This is a genomic window from Citrobacter freundii complex sp. CFNIH4 (assembly GCF_002934505.1).
GTDB classification, from domain to species: domain Bacteria; phylum Pseudomonadota; class Gammaproteobacteria; order Enterobacterales; family Enterobacteriaceae; genus Citrobacter; species Citrobacter freundii.
The window spans coordinates 3237079-3256610 of the sequence record NZ_CP026231.1; the positions used below are offsets into that span (position 1 = coordinate 3237079).

The window sequence follows — 19532 nt, forward strand, 5'->3', positions numbered from 1 at the left end:
TCTGTTATCTGTAGTGATTTTGCTTATAAGCTAATAACTGAGAATATTACTACTTCGGGCTAAATTCATTAGCAACTGTTAAATTCGTTAATAATTACCAGTTATATTGATGAGAATTTTCATAAATGTAACCAATGTACGGGAGGCAATTTAGCGCATAATCACCCGGATATCTGTGTTATAATTTTCTGTAATAACGCAGGTATCTGGTAATTGCCAATATGATTTTTTTAATTGCGGAGAAAATAAAGTTTAATCCAGAGGATGGATCGCTAACCCATTGCGCCACAAAGGAAACGGTAAAACTCACCCTAACGGCCAGCCGCTTGCTGGAAACCCTATTAAGGGCGTCAGAAGGGATACTATCACGTGAGAAATTATTAACTATGGTCTGGGACGATTATGGTTTACAGGCGTCCAATAGCAGCCTTAATCAGTATATCAGTATCTTACGTCGCGCATTATCTGCATTCGGCTGTGAAGAACTGATAATTACTGTACCGAAGATGGGGTTCAGGCTAAATCCTGACATCACACTTCAGTTAACCCAGACAGTGCCGCTCAGTATACCTGAACAGGTCACTTCTCAACGTACCGGGAAACTGTTTTCTTTAAAAAATGCGTACCTCACGATGATTATCGTTCTGACATTATTCATTTGCGGTGCGATCGTTTTTTTTAATACCGTCTCATCGGTCAGTACCAGTCACTACCCGTTGTATAAAGACAGTCTGGCGACCGGGTGCGAGGTGGTGTATATGAAAAATCTGAGTGAGCGAGATCGGGAGAAAGCCAGGAAGAATATTGCTGCCATTCTTAAGGACAATGCCGCCACCTGCGGCCCTGAACAAAAGGTGATATTTGACAGCAATGACTCCTTTACCGCGCAAAGCGCCGGGCGCACCCTTTTTTCGCTTTGCACAGCAGGAAAAAATAATCAAATTATCGCGTGTGACAACGTCTACTACCACAACTGGAAGCAATCATGAAAATTAAATGGATAGTGTGCATGGGTCTTGTCCTGATTGCTGTCTGCCTGGGTGTTTCATTTAACTATGCCCATGGAATCAGTAACTTCAAATGTACGAATCAGTCACGCTATCGTATAACAAGAAATTCAGTGGTATATGATTTCTATGTTAAGCAAACCATTCAATTATATGAAGATAATACGGGTTTTATTTCATTTAATGGTAAGGTTGTGGGAGGCGATGTAACACAAAGCGTGAGCCGTAAAATTCTTCTGCGGGATGGTCATCAGATAGATAACCATACTCTCCAGTACCAGAATGACGGCGTTCGCAGATTACCGGCAGATCATGTTGAGGATGATATTTTTCAAATCTTACTGGCAGAAGTCAGCGGTGATGACGCAACCCTGATTTTTGAGCGAGAAAGAATTGATAACCACGCCTGGCTTATCGGTAATCCGGATGCCTGGGTTCTCACTTGTGTTGAATATTAAAACAATAAAAGCGTCACTGCAGAGTTAAATAATTAAACCTGTAATGACATTAAATCACTTCCTTTGTTTTAATATTAAATCACAGCAGTATTAAACAACATCCTGAATTTACCATACCATGTACCAGTGGCTACCCCTCATTACGGTTGCGGATACGGTATTAATTAAAAATCACATATTAAAGAATCTGTTAAGTATTAGTGAGATTGGAATTCACAATTTATCAGAGATCCGGTTTCATCTAAATATAACATTGTTATATACACAGTGATATTGAAGGCGGCGAATGAAATTTTACCAATAAGAATTTGAATTAACTTGTCCATTCCTCCGGAGTAAGGACCGTGTTGTATCTGTTTCTTCTTGTACGACAAGAATGCATGTAACTAGCGGAAAAACTAAAGGAAGTTATATACCAACCAAACTGAGTCTGCATTGTGTCAGCCTCTGGCTGGCATTCTGCTTTCATTCGCTCACATATATAACCCTACAAAATTAATTACATCATTATCGCTGAGGATATAAAATTGGCTCGTTATTTACCCCTGATTATCTTTGCCGTTTTTTTAATTACAGCGTGCGAGCAGAAAGAAATAGATTTACCCATTCAGCCTCGCACAATTAAAGTTGTGGAGGTGGGAAAGTCTGAAAAGGCCCGTCAACGTATTCTCCCCGCAAGAATTGAGTACAGTGATTCCACCGCACTATCTTTTGAACGCTCGGGCCGTATTGAATGGCTTGATATCCGCCAGGGAACTCCAGTGGCGAAAGGACAAGTGATCGCCCGGCTCTCTAGCGATGAAGCCCGGCAACGGGTAAAAGAACGGCAGACCACCGCCGACCTCGCACAGCGACAGTTTGAACGCTTCCAGGCATTGTCTGCGCGCCATGCCGTCTCACGTGATGAGATGGATGTACAACGTGCCAAAAGAGATGCTGCAAACGCGGCGCTACAGATCGCTCGTGAAGAACTGAACCAAATGATACTCACCGCCCCGTTCTCCGGTATCGCTGTCAGTGTAAATGCTCGAAGCCATCAGGTTGCGACAGCCGGACAAACTATCGCCACTCTGGCTCGCACCGACATGCTCGATGTGGCATTCAGCGTACCGGAAAACCTGTTTACCGCAATGGACATTCGCAATGTGACCTATCGACCACTGGTGCAAATCACTGCACTGCCTGGCCGCCAGTTTCAGGCTGATTACAAAGAGCACTCGGCTAGCAGCAACAATAACACGCTCACCTGGAAGATGATTTTAACCATGCCACGACCGTCTGACTTCCCTGCTGTTGCTGGGGTCAGTGGTACGGTCACCATCGATCTGTCAAAACTGCCAGTCAGTACCTTGCGTGAAAAGCTGGTCGTGCCAGTTGAAGCTGTGTTTAACCCGGACAACAGCCCACTCAATCACCCCCACGTCTGGGTGGTAAAGGGCAGCGGCGAGCAGCTTACGCTGGAAGAACGCAGTGTAACCACTGGTGAACTCACCGAGGGCGGTATCGTAATAACCCACGGTCTAACAAACGGTGAACGGGTGGTCGCTGCCGGGGTGAATGAAATACATGCTCAGCAGCAGGTCTGTATCTGGACACGTGAAGGGGGACTGTAATGGATATCTCCCGACAGTTTATTAATAATCCCGTCCGTGTCTGGCTGCTCATTCTGTTACTAGGTATCGGCGGTATTTTTGCACTACTTAACATCGGTCGTCTTGAAGATCCAGAGTTTGCTATTAAAAGCGCCGTGGTTGTTACCCTCTATCCAGGGGCATCCGCCGAGCAAGTAGAAGAAGAAGTAACACTGCCACTGGAAAAAGCCCTGCAGCAACTGCCCTATCTGGATAACATCAGTTCGATTTCATCCAACGGGATGTCGCAAATCACAGTGAACATCGCTTCGCACTACCACTCGGATAAATTACCCCAAATCTGGGACGAATTACGTCGTCGGGTAGGTGATGCAGGACGCGTATTTCCGCCTGGTGTCATGCAGCCTTTCGTAAACGATGATTTTGGCGATGTTTTTGGATTTTTCTTCTCAATTTCCGGTGACAATTTCAGCAATAAAGAGCTTGCACAATATGCCGAACAGCTGCGACGTGAGCTGGTACTGGTGCCTGGCGTAGGCAAGGTCATGACCGGAGGAATCATAACGTCACAGATCAATGTAGAGGTGTCACTGATAAAAATGGCTGCGCGCGGCATCACGCCGGCTCAGCTATCCGCTGCGCTGAGTCGACTGAATGTTGTGTCAAACGCTGGGGTGATAAAATCTGGTACAGAATCAATCCGTATACATTCCACTGGCGAATTCGAAAATCTTGATGAACTGGGCCATCTACTTGTTAGCCCAGCGGGTGACAGCGCCAGCACACGCCTGAAAGATATAGCCACACTCACGCGCGGTCTCGCTGATTCGCCCTCCAGCATTTATCACGCCAACGGTCAACCCGCCGTGATGATGGGGGTATCATTTATACCCGGAGTGAATGTGATTGACGTGGGACAAGCGCTGAAATCTAAGTTACTACAGATGTCTGAGGAAAAACCCGCCGGTATACAGATCGGTGTATTTTACGACCAGTCTGCTGAAGTGGCATCTTCAGTAAATGGCTTTCTTACTAATTTTCTAATGGCGCTAACGATAGTCATCGGAATATTGGTGATATTCATGGGGCTGAGCAGCGGCATTATTATAGCCCTGTCATTAGCGCTCAATGTGCTGGGCACGTTGTTTATTATGTATCTGTGGGGACTTGAGCTTCAGCGCATCTCCCTGGGAGCGCTGATAATCGCGCTGAGTATGCTGGTAGATAATGCGATAGTGGTTGTGGAGGGATTACTCATTTCGCGTCAGCAGGGCGTGTCAGGGGTAAAAGCGCTAAACTTAATTATTCGGCGATCCGCACTTCCGCTGTTGGGAGCCACAATTATTGCTATCCTGGCATTTGCTCCTATTGGCCTGTCACAGGACTCAACGGGCGAATACTGTAAATCGCTGTTTCAGGTATTGTTAATTTCACTGATGCTGAGCTGGTTCACGGCCCTAACCATTACGCCAGCACTGGTTAAATGGTGGCTATTTAAAACCGAATCCCCTCTTAAGCAGCCATCAGAATTCGCTCCCTATAGTGGCAGTTTTTACCGACTCTATCAGCGTATCCTGAATACACTGTTGGCACACAAAACAGCCACACTTTCAGTCATGGCAGTACTGCTGGCGTTGGCAATCTGGGGCTTTGGCTCGGTACGACAAAATTTCTTTCCTTCAGCCAGTACACCGATTTTTTTTGTGGATCTGTGGCTACCTTATGGTTCGGACATCACCTCCACGGAAAAGATGGCTAGTGATATTGAAAAAATAATTGACGGTCGCCCGGGCGTGGTTTCCACGGTGTCAACGATAGGTCATGGCAGAATGCGGTTTATCCTGACTTACAACGGTCAGCGCCAGTACAGCAATTACGCACAAATCATGGTAAGAATGGACAATGAGCGCAATATTGGGGTACTGACGAGCCAGTTGGATACCGTTATCGCGCAGGATTACCCGCAGGTCAATGCCAGTACCAATCGCGTGATGTTTGGCCCTGCGGGCAGTAGCAGTATTGAGGTACGCATCAGAGGGACAGCGCCCGATATCATGCGCCAGATTGCCAGCAAAGTAAGTACTATTCTGGCCGACAATCGCGATACCAGTAGTGTAAGTAACGACTGGCAAAACCGCAGTAAAGTCATTCGCCCACAATATAATCCAGTGCTCGGTCAAGAGTTAGGTGTGGATAAAAAAGAAGTAGATGACGCGTTGGAAATGAATTTTTCCGGCAGTCGCATCGGGCTATATCGCGAAGGCACGGATATGATGCCGATAGTCGTGCGTCCGCCCGAAAACGAGCGGCATGACATTAATCATCTTAATAATGTCCAGGTCTGGAGCCAAAATCAGCAACGCTACATTCCGCTCAGTAACGTGGTCGATGGGTTCATATTACAGTGGGAAAATCCACTGATTCTGCGTCGCGATCGCAGCAGGGTTATGACCATCATGACCAACCCTGACCCACTGAGCAATGCCACTTCCGCCGATATTCTGGCACGCGTTCGCCCACAGATTGAACAGATTCCGTTGCCGCACGGTTACAACATTACGTGGGGAGGAGATGCGGAAAGTTCAAGCGAGGCACAGCAAGGCCTGTTCTCTACCCTGCCGTTAGGTTATCTGGTGATGTTCACCATTACCGTGTTGATGTTTAGTTCGCTGAAAAATGCTTTCGCCATCTGGCTTACCGTGCCGCTGGCATTAATTGGCGTCACAACAGGGTTTTTACTTATCGACATTCCGTTTGGCTTCATGGCCCTGATAGGTTTGCTGAGTCTGAGTGGAATGTTGATCCGTAACGGGATTGTCCTGGTTGAGGAGATTGAGCATCAGAAACAGGTGAAGCCGCAACATGAAGCGCTTATATCCGCCGCCACTTCACGTTTACGTCCTGTTCTGCTCACAACCTTCACCACTGTACTGGGTTTCGCGCCGCTGCTGAGGGATGTCTTTTTTCAGGGCATGGCCGTGGTTGTTATGTTTGGTCTGGGTTTTGCGACAATCCTTACCTTAATGGTTCTGCCGGTCCTCTATGACTGCCTGCACCGTCCGGAGACACCATGAAACATCACGGGGTAAATGTTAAAAATCGACAGGCTGCTTGTCGTTTACAGGAGAACAGACGTCAATGCATCAGAGCGGGTTAAAATCATTAACGCCCCTTATTCAGGGGCTACTTTTGCTGACATGTTTGACCATACTATTGGCTGGATTGCACATGGCAGCACCACTGGTTAATCAGGTCCTCCTGGCGCTGTTTCTCGCCGTGATGCTTGATCCACTGATCGAACGCCTGGAGAAACACGGACTCCCTCGACTCCTTACTTCGCTATCAGTGATTGTGGCTCTGCTGTTACTGATCGTTATTATCATCAGCTCGCTCAGCGCCTCAGCACCGGGGTTAATTCAGCTCAGTCGCCTGGCATCGGTTCAGATCGCCACCCAGCTTCATGCTCTGACATTTTTTCTGAGCGAGGCGGGTATTTTCCTTTCCACCAATCTGGTGCTTAGTTTCATCGATACCAGTGCCATACTTCGTCTGATAACCAGCCAGCTGTCGCTGATTCCGGGCATGTTGTCCTGGTGGCTGATGGTATTTCTTATGCTGCTATTTATGTTGTACGAACTGCCAGTGTTAAAAACCACTCTGCGCACCACTCAACATCGTTCGGGTGTGATCCGTGCGCTGCTGGAAGGCATACAAAGCGTGATCGTTTATGCACGCGTAAAAACGCTGACGGGACTGCTCGGTGGCCTGGTTGTCTGGGCCGCCGCCTGGCTACTGGGTTTAAAGTTTGCTTTTCTCTGGGGCATGCTGATGTTTATTTTCAATTATGTCCCGGTGGTCGGCTCCTTACTTGCCGCGATTCCGCCGGTCCTTCAGACGATGATCTTTTTCGATATACAGGCCGGCCTGTTGGTCGTTGGATTTTTCGTGGTGCTAAACCTTTCCCTGAGTTCAGTGATGGAACCACTTATGCTCGGCAAACGGTTGAATTTACCACTGACGGTTCAACTACTGGCATTCCTGATCTGGCAGGCACTACTTGGCATAACTGGAGCTATACTGGCCATTCCACTCACCTTTTTACTGAAAAAAGTGTGGCAAGCATTACGTGAACTGGAATGACGTATATATGCAGACGAGAGAAGTTGTGGAAAGTTACCAATTTTAAACTGAATAAGTTTACCAGTCGGGGACTCGCGTAACGTTAGAAAAAAGACTTCATCCTGGTGGCACCAGATGAGAGACGTAAACCACGATTTTCGCCTACGTCAGCTTCATCTTTGCCACCAGGCTTCATCATTTTTACCGCTTTAAACGAAAGTGGCTTTCCCTCTTGTTTTCCTGCCATAAAGACTCCGTTATCATGCACCTCATACCGTCATGAAATCCTACTGTTAACTGTAGGATTTCATGATATTCGATGAGACAACGTGAAACCTAATGATAACCATAAAATTCACTAACTCATGAAAAATTAAGAAATATGGACATCACACTCCAATGAGTACAATAGAAAACCTAGACTCTCACACGCCGATGATGCATTGGTGTGTTAATGCTGATTATTAAAGATAATTTTCCACCAGAAAATAAAAACCATATTTCAACCTACATTTATGTAACTATCTGATTTTAAGAATATTGTTTGCTGTACTCATCCAGCGTTATACTCCCTCTGTTTTCCCATCCATCTAATAACACAGGGCATCCCCATGAGCCGATACCATGTATCCAGCAGTGAAGGCCAGTATGAGAAAGACTCTGGCGAGCAGGTTTTGGCTAATAAGCTGGGGATCGCTACTTCTGATGAGATGGATGAGGTTGAACTTGTCCTGTTAGAACAACTCTACCAGTCTGTTTTTGAAGAACAGTTCCCGGAAGGACAACTCAGCGTAGCCCTGCTAAAAAGCTGGCATCGCCGCTGGTTAGGTAACATCTACGAGTGGGCTGGACAAGAAAGAGCGGTTAATATCAGCAAAGGCGGCTTTATGTTTGCCCCCTCAGCACAGTTGCCAAAACTGCTGAACGAGTTCGACACGAAGTATCTGACTCAATACACGCCGTGTAGCGGCATGGACGAAGAACAACTCATCACCGCTATCGCCATAACCCATGTCGAGCTGATACTCATCCATCCATTCAGAGAAGGAAACGGGCGTTTGTCGCGACTATTAGCCGACGTTATGGCCGTTCAGGGAGGATACAAACCGCTGGATTATAAAAGCTGGGAGCAAAACAAAACCCAGTATATCTCGGCTATCCATGCGGGCGTATCAATGGACTACGAGCCGATGAGACACTGGGTCAGAGAAGCATTAAGAAGGGGCTAAACCGCAAGACGTAAATGAGCAAATTTTTTGCGTGTAGCTTCAAGGGAAGCTTCGATCTTCGCGGAGGACTGCCCTGTTTCAACAGCCGTAGATGTTGCTACTGAGCGAACGATGTCAGCACGAGACGGCTTAGCATAGCTTGCCTGAGTTTTTTTGTTGTTGCTCATAATTACTCCTGAAAAGCAAAATCTGGGCTGAAAACATCATCTAAGCATTATACCAAACTTTCTGCGCGAATTCACATTAAGCCCCGTCAAAGACTCACTCATCGGCCAAGCCCTTTAAGTAATACATCAAGTATGAAACGATTGGCTAAACGGGCAACATCCTTATCAGACAGGTAAGCAACTGAATGTTTCTCAAACGCCCCCATGCTTTCGATGACAGCATTCTGTACGGCCTGAGGATAATCCCCAAGCATGATTTGCTCGATATCGTTATGGCGAAGTTGATCCATCACAGAATCATTTTCGGAAACTTTAGCCGCCACGCCATCAAGCCATACCAGCTTGTCAGCATCAGTCGTTTCTTCGCCAAACAACTCATTTAGCTGTTCCAGAATGTGCGATAATAGATCTTTCGGCCTTTCAGCAATTGAGCCACCGACGCTGGTGATCCCTTTAAGTCCTTCTCCCCCTTCTTGTAATTTCAGATCCTGGGTGCGCTTTTCCCACAGTTTATAGTGTGTTAGCTGTACCTGACTGATATCAAGATCGTCATCAAGCCGCTCCTCTCTTAACAACGGCAGCAAGTGGCGAGCAAAGACATTTAAGCGTTCCAGTTCTTCATCTGCCAGATCGACAATTTGCGAAGCAAACTCGTAAAAACGGATAAAGCTATTCATATCTTTTTTGAACGTATCCAGCACGTCCTTCGCTTCACGAGCTTGCTTAACACTACGTTCGCAGTTTACTCGCCAAGTTTCATCGCCGCTTTTCTTTGCATCTTCGAGTGTCGATAACGCCCCTCGTAATACATCCATCGCGGAGCGGTAACGATGAGTAAAACGATCTACCGCTGGTTTACAATACCCCGTTAGCGCTTCAGGACCACGTTTCGGGTCAAAATAAGCATCAGAAAAATTAATCACTTCATGCCATTGCCATATATGCTGTTCATTCAGCTTATGGAAAATGGCATAAACAAGGTTGGGATCGGATACCTGCACCAGTTCGGCATTCTGATAATACTCTTTAAAATCAGCCAGAATATCCTGAGGATCATTAACAAAATCAAGAACAAATGTGCTGCTTTTCCCCGGATACGTACGATTAAGACGGGATAGTGTCTGAATACAATCCACGCCCTTGAGTTTTTTATCAACGTACATGGCGACCAGTTTGGGCTGGTCAAAGCCTGTCTGGAATTTATTAGCGACCAGCATCACCTGATAATCATCAGTATCGAATGCTTTACGCATATCCCGACCTTGCAGGCCAGGGTTCATCGAGTTTTCCGTGTAGCTTTCGCCCTCATCGACAACTTCACCTGAGAACGCCACCATTGCTGTTAAACGTTTATAGCCTTTTTCTCGCACATAGCTATCAAACGCCTGCTTATATTTTACTGCTTCGAGGCGACTGCTGGTTACTACCATCGCTTTCGCTTCGTGATTTAGTAAATGAGCAACATGCTCACGGAAATGTTCAATGATGACCTGTGATTTCTGGGCAATATTGTGAGGGTGTAAGCGAACCCACTTGCTCAACTGCGTTTTGGCTTTTTTGCGGTCGACTTCTTTATCTTCGGCATCATGTGCCAGACGATAAGCCTGCCCATAGCTGGTGTAATTTTTCAGAACATCCAGAATAAACTCTTCTTCGATCGCCTGTCGCATTGAATACAGATGAAATGGCTTCGGTTTATTGTCATTCGCCAAAGGCATTTCGGGATGAGGCGGTCTACCAAACAGCTCTAACGTCTTGGCTTTAGGCGTGGCAGTAAAGGCAAAATAGCTTATATCAGAGGAACCTCTGCGAGCCTCAAGCGTCGCATTGATAACATCCTGACCATCCATTTCTTCTTCATCTATTTTTTCCGCCATCAGCACTTCGCGAAGCTGTCGAGCAGTCGTTCCCGTCTGACTTGAGTGTGCTTCATCAGCGATAACAGCAAAGCTTCGTCCTTTCAGACCAGTACTTTCCTGAATAGCTTTGAGCACATGCGGGAAAGTCTGGATCGTCACGATGATAATTGCCGTACCAGACGATAAAGCCTCGGTTAGTTGCGAAGACTTACTACCCGACTCACGGCTGATTTTACAAACCACACCATCCTGATGTTCAAACTGGTAAATCGTGTCCTGCAATTGACCATCCAACACAGTGCGGTCTGTAATAACGATTACCGAATTAAAAAACTTGTTACCATCCGGGCGGTACAATGACGCTAACTGATGGGATAACCAAGCTATTGAGTTGGATTTACCGGAACCAGCGCTATGCTGAATAAGGTACTTTTGCCCTGTTCCCTCCACGCGAACGGCATTCAGCAATGACTGAACAGCGACCCATTGGTGGTAACGCGGGAAAATCAGGGTTTCCTTGATTTCCTGATGACCAAGCGCATCATCAACGCGCTTTTGCTCCAGATGTAAGTAGCGCCCCAAAATACGCAGCCAGTTATCCGGTTGCAGGATTTCCTGCCATAGATAGGCTGTCGCATACCCCTCTAATGGTTGATCGTTACCCGCCCCGCCTTCTGCGGTTCCCCGGTTAAAAGGCAGGAAAAAGGTTTTCTTTCCATCCAGTTTGGTGGTCATCGCCACCTCATACTGATTGACCGCAAAATGGACCAGCGCACCGCGTTTGAAGGTCAACAGTGGTTCTGGTTTATTTCCGGTTTTTGGCTGGCGGTCATTGATATACTGTAGTTTTGCCGCATCAAGCGATTGTTTAAACGCCGATTTCAGTTCAAGTGTGGCGACAGGCAACCCATTCAGGAACAATGTCAAATCAATGCGGCCATCATAACCATTGGGCGAATAAATCAGTTCAGGTACTACTCGTAAACGGTTAGCGCAATAGCGAACCAGCAAGTCTGGATTAAGGTCATGATCGGGTTTAAAGGTGCAAAGCTGAAAACGAGCACCGCGATCCGCTAAGGTATGTCTCAGCGTCCACAAGGTTCCTTTAGCCGAAAGATGTCTCTCAACCGCGTTGAGAAAATGTACATCTGTATCTTTTGGATAAATTCCGCAAAACTTGTCCCAGACTTCCGGCTGGGTTTCCTGTACATAAGCAAGCGCATCTTCTGGATAAATCGCCCTTTCACGATCATAGCCGGATGAGCTTCCAAATAACCAACCACTGGATGATAGTTGCTCAATAATGTGATTCTGGAATAATAGTTCTGCGGATTTAGATACCATATCAGTTCTCTTGATACGCTTGCTCAATCAGTAACTTAGCTTTTGCTAAATCTGCCTGATTATGGACAACCACCTCAATATCACCGGTTCCCCAGTGTCCCAAATTAGTAACATCTCTGACGATATCAGAGATGATCACCTGCTCCGGTTTTAGTTTCAGGTAAAGCTTGACGTGTGGTTCTTTGGCTGTGGGCCATATCACGACGCTTAGAAAATTCTTTATCTTCTGAAACGCAGTATAAAGCAGTAACTCTTTGCGCTGAACCTCATCACCCAAGCTATCAGCAAAATCACAGATATTCTGATAAAGCGCAACCAGTTCAGGGGAAGACTTATCCAGACGATAGCGTTGAGCATTTTTCTTCTGCTTCGGCACCTGATTCTCTATTGCAACAGGCTGAGGCTTGTGAGTCTCGGTAGCAGCATTCACCAGCTCAAACATCAGGAGATCAGGGTTAAACAGCTTATAGCGGATAAGATTGATATTGCGGTTAATCTGCGCAACGGCATGCTCGTCATATTTGGTAAAATCTGCCGCAATGCAAATCACACGGGCATTGGACCAATCGATATCGTCAGCAACCTGTTTGCCAAACTTATCCATCACCAGCCAACGGAACTCGGCCTGATGATCTAATAGCCAGTCCAGATAGAACAACCCCTGATTAATGACGTTCTCGTTACTCTGACGTTTATATTCGATAATCACTGGCGTGTTGTTTTCATCCAGCCCCAATGAGTCAATGCGCCCCTTATGGGTCTTGCCTGTGCTGTATTCTGTCGCCAAAAAACGTACCCCAAGGAAAGCCTCCATATGAGACTCGATCAGTTTCTGAAGATCTTTTTCAATGGCTGCTGATTTTCCCGGAAGTTCAGAGACACCGTTTTTACCATAACGAAAGAGCTGGATATCACTCATGCAGCGTCCTTAGCAGCGGGTTGCCAGTTGCGTACATCGATTTTACCTGTTACGGCAGCGGAAATTAGGGCGGAACGACGCTCCTTTAGCAAAGATATTTGCTGTTCACAATGCATCACAAGGGTATTGAAACATCGTTTTTTTTCTTCAACATCAGCAACAATAACTTTCTGCTCATTTAATGGCGGTAGCGGGATAATATATTTTTTCACGTCAGAACAAGTTATTGCGGCCTTTGTACTGCCCCCACCAGATGATTCAAAACGAATCTGATCATATTTACTTTGAAGCCATAAATGAAGATATTCTGGTAATATTTTATTTTTTGACAAAGGAGTCATATAAGCAATATGCTGATTAATAGTGGCATCCATCATCAATAACGCGGAGGTACCTCTCGTTTTCCCTTCCCCTGTAATTGCAATGATGACGCTACCTTTTTTTACTAAAGGTAAACTGCACTCCAACAATGCTTTTGAAGTGACAAATTGCTCTGCATTAGTAACAATATCATCGTTTACTTTAGAGCTATTAAGCCATGGGTAATCACCTGAAAGCCAGTAGGATTGATTATCTCTATTAGGAGTACTGCCATTACCAACTTTACAAAGCCAACCTATCTGGGATACCCCCCAGTGCTCAGGCACTTCACCTAACCACTCATTTCCTGAAACTTTGAGCTTAACACGATGATTTAACCCTCTTCTTACGACATCAGAAATCACCGCTTGCCGTTTTTCTTTCAGAAGTTCAATGAGTCGAACTTGTTTGTCGATTAATAGGTCAATCTTATCCAATTCGTAATCTAAAAATTTCGCAATACACTCCTGCTCAACTACTGAAGGCAAAAGTACAGGCAATGATTGAAAATCATCTGTTTTAATTTGTAATGAATTTGGTCTTATACCTTGCATTTGCGAAGTATAAGCCATGACGTATGGATTTGAACGCAACAAATAATGTATATATTTCTTATTAACATTTTTTGTAAACCTATATGCCCTATATGCAGGACTAACATATCCTTCATAATCGGAAACACCTAGGCCAGAATAGTTAAGCCACATTGTATTAACAACTAACTGCCCTTTTCTCACAACACGGTATTCTGCTACTTCTTCAAGCGTTCTTTTCTTTGCCTCATCATTGTACTCTTTTACTTCTACTCCCCTATAACCGGATACAGATAACATCTGCCCAACAGGCTCCACACCATTTTTTCATTACTTACTTGGAACAAGTATTTGAATTTCTCAAGTGTCCATCTAGCAGGGATCTCTCCAAGCCATTCCACACAAGAGTCTTTATATTCTGAATATGCTCTGTACTTCACGAATGGACCTCCGCCAGCAAGACCATAATTTCTCTGCTCACTTCATCCAAGTCGCGATCAATCTCTTCCAAGGAACGTGGCGACTGATACTGATAAAAATAGCGGTTAAAAGGAATTTCATAACCCACTAAACCGACCTGTCCATCATAAGGATCGGTTTTTTCGATATCGATCCACGCATCAGGTATATAGGGTAATACCTCGCGTGTGAAATACGTTTCAACAGATTCACTCAACGGCACATTTTCATAATCACGCAAACTGGCGTCAGGTTCTGGCTTACCCTTAGTTTTACAAACTTCAGCATTCTCATCTGTTTCACTTAAGTGTTTTATCAACAACTTAAACTGAGCAGCAGAAACTTTCGGCAATGCTTTTTTGAATTTTTCCCGGCTTAAATATTTATCATCCATTGCATCCAGAGCGGCTAATAACTCTAAATCACCATATTTGGACCAGTCTTTATCCGCCAGCAACGCTACGCGACGATCAAGATCGCGTGGATAAAATGCCAGCTTAAGCGGTCTTTCCACCGTAATACGGCGATAGCCAAAATCAGAGGTTTTAAACAGCTTAACATTAGCCGAAGGTTGATAGCGCGTATACTGATTCACAATCTCGTCAATCTGCGCTTCCGTTAACTCTTTACGCTTACTACCAAGAGATTTCCGCATCGGCGCAAATTGCTCCGTGGCATTAATCAGCAGCACCTTGCCCTTACGTTCTTTCGGTTTATGATTGCTGAGTACCCAGATGTAAGTCGCAATCCCGGTGTTGTAGAACATATCGGTCGGCAACGCGACAATAGCATCCAGCAGATCCTGTTCCAGCACAAAGCGGCGGATCTCGCTTTCACCACTGCCCGCACCTCCGGTAAAGAGTGGCGAACCATTAAGAATGATCCCGATACGGCTGTTATCGTTCATCTTACTAATCAGGTGCAGCAAGAACAGCAAAGAACCATCGGATACTCTCGGCAAACCGGGTCCAAAACGCCCATCGTAGCCCTTTTTATGTTCTTTGCGGATAACGGTATCAATCTTTTTCCAGTCAACGCCAAACGGTGGGTTGGACAGGCAGTAATCAAAACGCTCATTCCAGAGCTGATCGTCAGAGAGGGTATTACCCAGCTTGATATTGCTGATATCTTGTCCCTTGATCAGCATGTCCGCTTTACAGATAGCGTAAGACTCTGGGTTTAGCTCCTGACCATAGGCCCGAAGGCTGGCACTGGGATTTATTCCATGCAGGTATTCCATACCACTGGAAAGGAAGCCGCCTGTCCCGGCAGTAGGATCGTAGATGCGGCGGATCAGTCCCGGTTTAGTCAACGCTGCATCGTCGTCCGCAAACACCAGAGAGGTTGTCAGTCGCACGATATCCCGTGGCGTAAAGTGCTCACCCGCCGTTTCGTTAGAACCTTCTGCAAACCGGCGGATCAAGTCCTCAAATATCAGCCCCATATCGTGGTTACTGACAGAAGAAGGGCTCAAATCAGCCTCGGCAAATTTTTTGGCTACTTTGTAGAGTAAATTGGCATCATCAAGCTGCTGTATAAACTCATAGAATTTAAAGTGTTCGAAGATCTCACGCGCGTCATAGCTGAATGAGCGAATGTAACGTTCAAGATTAAGTCGTGGCTGTGTTTCCCCCAACTTACTGAGGTCCAACGGCGAAGTATTGTAAAAGTGTTGCCCGGAAGCGTGGCGAAGAATTGCATCGGCAGCGTTCTCATCAAGCTTTTCAACCACAGGTAACTTATCAAGTACAGCCTGTTTGGTAGGCGCAAGCACGCACTCAAGACGACGAAGAACGGTAAATGGCAGAATCACTCTGCCATACTGAGATTGCTTGAAATCACCACGTAGTAAGTCAGCGACGGACCATAAGAAAGCCGCCATTGAAGAAAAATTAGTCATTTTATTACCTCTTGATTTTGCCCTATTGTCCACGTAAAAGCGGAGAGGACAAGAAGAAGTGAAAACTGCGAAGTCTTTTCTCTTGTAAGGCTACATACGGGTGACGTGTCGTGGATTACTGGAATCGCCCACATGAACAGAAGTGCTAATGCTTTTTCTCAATCAAAAGGTATGGATGGGACCAGATACTGATGGAAACATTACTTATTATTGGAGGACACATCTGGGCTGTGAAACATTTAAGCCAGATGTAATCTGACACCATGACCGACGATATTCACTGAATAGTGTTGATACACCCATATAGATATACATACCCATTGAGTGTATCAACTGATGGCTTACATGCGTCTAAACGCTTATGGACATCCTGTCTTATGGACAAACTACTTACGGGTTCTCACCCCAGAAGTAAATGTCAGTCCAGTAAACCCCATCTCATCCTGCTTACATAGCGCCCGTGCCAGTAGAACAGGTGGCAGCCTGTGCTTGCGGGTCCTCCTTTTGCCAACCTCATCAGGGTAGGGTCTTACTTCCTGCCACATCCCCTTGAAACAGTAAGTTACCTGCGCATCAAAATCCCTTAGTTTTTGGCTTTTCATTGGTCGACTAATTATCCCTGCTCTGGCCCGTATATTTTTGTCTCTTTTCATCGCCTTCCTTAGCGTTTTGAGCGCGCCAGGCTCTCTTGGCATCAGCAGATGCAAATGAGGCATCCAGCGCTGAATATCGGTGTGAAAATCCAGCTCATAGCCCCCCACTATTTTGTCCGTAAATCCGGCTCTTTTTACCATCTTGTAGACCCGTTCCCGGAATTTCTTATGGTCCCAGCAACTGATCTGCTCTTCTTCCAGCATGGCATCGTAATAAACCAGCGTAACCACTCTGTACGCGCTCATACACCCCCGCAGCGGGGCCAGTTCAGCCAGTTTACGTAACCTGTGCAGGCGGAAGCACTGTGGGCACGCAGCACTGCCACATGGCTTATCTAACATACAGGCTTTAAGTTTCCTCTTTAGCCGAAGAGCCTTTCCTCGCCACTTTTTGTGTGCTTTTCTGACTTCTTTGCTTTCATTCTCGTTATCATTCCTGTCCTGCTGGACAGCTTTTTGTATTGCTCTTATACGGTACTGGCGCTCTTTCTCCATCCGATCCCGGGTTTCAAACCCTGGAATGGTGAGAGCCAGCTTTTCCAGTTGGCGCTCTTCTTCTGTCAGCGATACGTATACTGATCGCGCAATGCGGTCTTTTGCACCAAACATATCAGCAGCCTCCTGTAGTGACGCGGGAAGCAATCCATTCACTGACGTCACTTTCCAGCCAGGCTACCGCTCGCCCTCCAGTCAGGGATTTAGGGCGTGGAAAAGTGCCTTTCTCAATCATCCGGTACAACGTGGCGCGGCTCACCGCACAGCGCTCCAGTACGACCCGAATTTTCACCAGTTTCATCTCGTTCATATTTCTGCACTCTTGAGCAGTTCAAGGAGTGCCTTATTCACAAGATCGAAATTCGGAAGCTGCGGCTACGTTTTGGGACGTCTGCAAGCACGTTAGACGTTTCATTGTCGGGCCGACACTTGTGTATGATCAATGTCGGCCAGACATGGGAGATGCTAGAGTGGTTAAAATGGCTAAAGAAGGGAGCCACACATGGCAGGGAAAAAACAGATGAGCCGCCAGCAGCGGTCGACAAAGATGCGGACAGATGCGGGACTGACCCAGGTGAAAGTTTATCTTGACGAAACCACACTGGAATTACTGGCGTTACTTCAGGAAAACTTGTCAGAAGGTAAAATGAAGGGCGATGAAATCAATATGTTCCGCAGTATAGCTGTCACTGCCGGTATCCACAGTCAGGCAGAAGCATGCTTAGGGGAAAAAGTGGTATCAGACATTGTGGCTAAAAATCTGGGCACTGAGTGCAGAGCCAGCGAAGCGACAGACAATCCTCATAAGTTCTTTCTCCGGACGATGATTAACAAGCTTTACGAGAAAGGTCAGCGTAATACACATAGACGCAGACTTGCAGAGGTTGCTGAAATCATGAATGAAAGCAGCTACAGAGCGCCGAATAGGAAGAAAGGGGAATGGAGTGAAAATGATATTAGTCAGTATGTAAATAATGACATACAACTGGAAAAATGATGCCTCAGCAGAGGCGCCAGGCGGTAAGACTGTACACTGCAAGTATCTCTGGAATACCCAGGCCGCGAAGTACGATAGTGTCATTCATCAGGAGTGGTGAGTTGGTCGTACTTTCCCGGCTTCCCCATAGCACTAAGCCCGCCCTGGACGTGCCTGTGAGTCATCAAAAATAGTCCCTGGCCCCGTTTGATTGTTTAGCCAGCAGGTGACGAAGGCCATCCCCCCCATTACGATTTACCAGCAACAGAACGCTCGGGAGGCCCTGTCCAGCATACCTCGGCCCCTGTAGTCATAGCGGGTGGTTGTGGCGATATCGGCATGACCTGCCAGTTGGCGTACCACGTTGAGGTCGGTTCCCTGTTCCAATAGTTGTGTAATGAACGTTCGTCTGAGGTCGTGCGGGGTAAAATAGTCCACGCCAGCGGCCTGGCGTAGCTGTGCCAACAGCCCCGTCAATCCGGTAGTGGTAAGCCTACGTGGCCCAAGCCGGTCTGCCAAGCTGATACGACTGAATAACGGCCCCTCATGCCCTCCCCGGCACTTTAGCCAGCGCCGCAGCTGTGTCCAAACCTTTACGGCAAGGTGAATATCACGACTTTTGCGCCCTTTCCCCTCCCTGACCCAAACGATCCCCGTGGAGACGTCAATATCCTCAACATTAAGGGCAACCAGCTCACCCGCACGCAGCCCGGCACCACACAGAAGCAATAAAATGGCCCGCTCGCGCTGACAGCGCACGGAGGAATACGTCGCTGCCGCCGTCAGCATTGACCGGATTTCATGGCGGGCCAGCGCACGCCCCTGCCGACAACCGTCACCACTGACCCGCCTGACGTTGCGTATCCGCTCCAGCATATCAGCATCCAGTATCCCCATACTGAAGGCCACTCCGGCAACTGACTTCAGCGCCGACAGCGCCATGTTCACGGTAGCAACAGCATAGCCCTCATTCAGCAGCGCCGAGCGCACCAGCATCACCCCCGTGTAGTTCAGCATCTGCCAGGGGTAACTGTCGATATCCGAGCCCGGAAGCAGGATACCGGCACAGCGCCGAAGCTGGCTTTGCATCCCCTTGCGCCCGGCAGGCGCCAGACCTGCCAGCCAAAGCTGTGCCGGATTGGTGGTGGAGACGTTTTGCAGGCGTACAGTTTCCGCGCGCCTGCCCTTGTGGTTCGAGGTCATAACATCATCCTTAATACTGAAAAATGGAGTATCCCGGCCATGCAGGCCGGGGAAGCAGTCAATTCATCTGGTAATGTCATTCAGCCCTGCGTGGTCATTTTTTCACGCCATAGCGTTGCAGATAGTGGTTAAGACCCTGCCCGGCTCCGGGCTCAAAGTTCCAGACCCGCCAGATAAGCTGACCTTCAGCATCGCGTATTGCCAGCCGAAAGTGGGTATGCTGGTCATCCTCAATAGCGACACGGTCATACGCTGACAC

General features: G+C 46.9%; 17 protein-coding genes. 7 read left to right on the forward strand and 10 right to left on the reverse strand.

The features are described 5' to 3' along the window. The first annotated feature begins 221 nt into the window (after positions 1-221). The 5 genes from C2U41_RS16560 (at position 222) to C2U41_RS16580 (ending at position 7197) form a co-directional block, all read left to right on the forward strand. Entirely contained in the window at positions 222-989 is a 768-nt protein-coding gene (locus C2U41_RS16560; RefSeq protein WP_003840308.1) for a winged helix-turn-helix domain-containing protein, read from the forward strand. Next, positions 986-1465, forward strand: a complete 480-nt coding sequence (locus C2U41_RS16565) for a hypothetical protein (protein WP_016150897.1) — start codon at positions 986-988, stop codon at positions 1463-1465. Before C2U41_RS16560 ends, C2U41_RS16565 begins: the two co-directional genes overlap by 4 nt. Before the next feature lie 527 nt (positions 1466-1992). Next, positions 1993-3078, forward strand: coding sequence for an efflux RND transporter periplasmic adaptor subunit (locus tag C2U41_RS16570; protein WP_103848293.1), 1086 nt, complete (start codon positions 1993-1995; stop codon positions 3076-3078). Next, entirely contained in the window at positions 3078-6131 is a 3054-nt protein-coding gene (locus tag C2U41_RS16575) for an efflux RND transporter permease subunit (protein WP_103848292.1), read from the forward strand. Before C2U41_RS16570 ends, C2U41_RS16575 begins: the two co-directional genes overlap by 1 nt. Before the next feature lie 64 nt (positions 6132-6195). Further along, complete coding sequence (locus C2U41_RS16580) at positions 6196-7197, forward strand: AI-2E family transporter (RefSeq protein WP_032938334.1); 1002 nt, start codon at positions 6196-6198, stop codon at positions 7195-7197. 82 nt (positions 7198-7279) lie between these two features. On the opposite strand, the gene C2U41_RS16585 is transcribed toward C2U41_RS16580, so the two are convergent. After that, entirely contained in the window at positions 7280-7423 is a 144-nt protein-coding gene (locus C2U41_RS16585) for a hypothetical protein (RefSeq protein ID WP_003034206.1), read from the reverse strand. A gap of 364 nt (positions 7424-7787) precedes the next feature. Between C2U41_RS16585 and C2U41_RS16590 the strand changes: the two genes are divergently transcribed. Next, positions 7788-8405, forward strand: coding sequence for a Fic/DOC family protein (locus tag C2U41_RS16590; RefSeq protein ID WP_034167216.1), 618 nt, complete (start codon positions 7788-7790; stop codon positions 8403-8405). Here C2U41_RS16590 and C2U41_RS29525 read toward each other — a convergent pair. The 7 genes from C2U41_RS29525 to C2U41_RS16620 form a co-directional block, all read right to left on the reverse strand. After that, on the reverse strand, positions 8402-8572 hold the full coding sequence (locus C2U41_RS29525) for a hypothetical protein (protein ID WP_000069461.1): 171 nt from the start codon (positions 8570-8572) through the stop codon (positions 8402-8404). The genes C2U41_RS16590 and C2U41_RS29525 overlap by 4 nt on opposite strands. Before the next feature lie 98 nt (positions 8573-8670). Then, positions 8671-11775 (reverse strand): type I restriction endonuclease subunit R, encoded by a 3105-nt coding sequence (locus C2U41_RS16595; RefSeq protein ID WP_032333271.1) that lies wholly within the window; start codon positions 11773-11775, stop codon positions 8671-8673. Position 11776: 1 nt separating this feature from the next. Then, positions 11777-12694: a DUF5655 domain-containing protein gene (locus tag C2U41_RS16600; RefSeq protein ID WP_023063267.1), complete on the reverse strand. Its 918-nt coding sequence runs from the start codon at positions 12692-12694 to the stop codon at positions 11777-11779. Then, positions 12691-13887 carry a restriction endonuclease subunit S gene (locus C2U41_RS16605; RefSeq protein WP_103848291.1) on the reverse strand — a complete coding sequence of 399 codons (1197 nt, stop codon included), beginning with the start codon at positions 13885-13887 and terminating at the stop codon, positions 12691-12693. Before C2U41_RS16605 ends, C2U41_RS16600 begins: the two co-directional genes overlap by 4 nt. A 136-nt stretch (positions 13888-14023) precedes the next feature. After that, on the reverse strand, positions 14024-15946 hold the full coding sequence (locus tag C2U41_RS16610; protein WP_032333273.1) for a type I restriction-modification system subunit M: 1923 nt from the start codon (positions 15944-15946) through the stop codon (positions 14024-14026). A 386-nt stretch (positions 15947-16332) separates the two neighbouring features. Further along, positions 16333-17208 carry a hypothetical protein gene (locus C2U41_RS16615; protein WP_032333274.1) on the reverse strand — a complete coding sequence of 292 codons (876 nt, stop codon included), beginning with the start codon at positions 17206-17208 and terminating at the stop codon, positions 16333-16335. Between the two features lies 1 nt (position 17209). Next, complete coding sequence (locus C2U41_RS16620; RefSeq protein WP_032333275.1) at positions 17210-17404, reverse strand: helix-turn-helix transcriptional regulator; 195 nt, start codon at positions 17402-17404, stop codon at positions 17210-17212. Between the two features lie 192 nt (positions 17405-17596). Between C2U41_RS16620 and C2U41_RS16625 the strand changes: the two genes are divergently transcribed. Continuing rightward, the gene (locus tag C2U41_RS16625) at positions 17597-18091 is read left to right on the forward strand and encodes a hypothetical protein (protein WP_063857557.1); all 495 of its coding nucleotides are present in this window, start codon (positions 17597-17599) and stop codon (positions 18089-18091) included. 234 nt (positions 18092-18325) lie between these two features. Here the strand turns inward: C2U41_RS16625 and C2U41_RS16630 are convergent, their stop codons facing one another. Then, a complete protein-coding gene (locus tag C2U41_RS16630; protein ID WP_032333276.1) occupies positions 18326-19273 on the reverse strand; it encodes a tyrosine-type recombinase/integrase in 948 nt (315 codons plus the stop codon). A gap of 94 nt (positions 19274-19367) precedes the next feature. Beyond that, positions 19368-19532, reverse strand: a complete 165-nt coding sequence (locus C2U41_RS30170) for a DUF905 family protein (protein ID WP_232248709.1) — start codon at positions 19530-19532, stop codon at positions 19368-19370.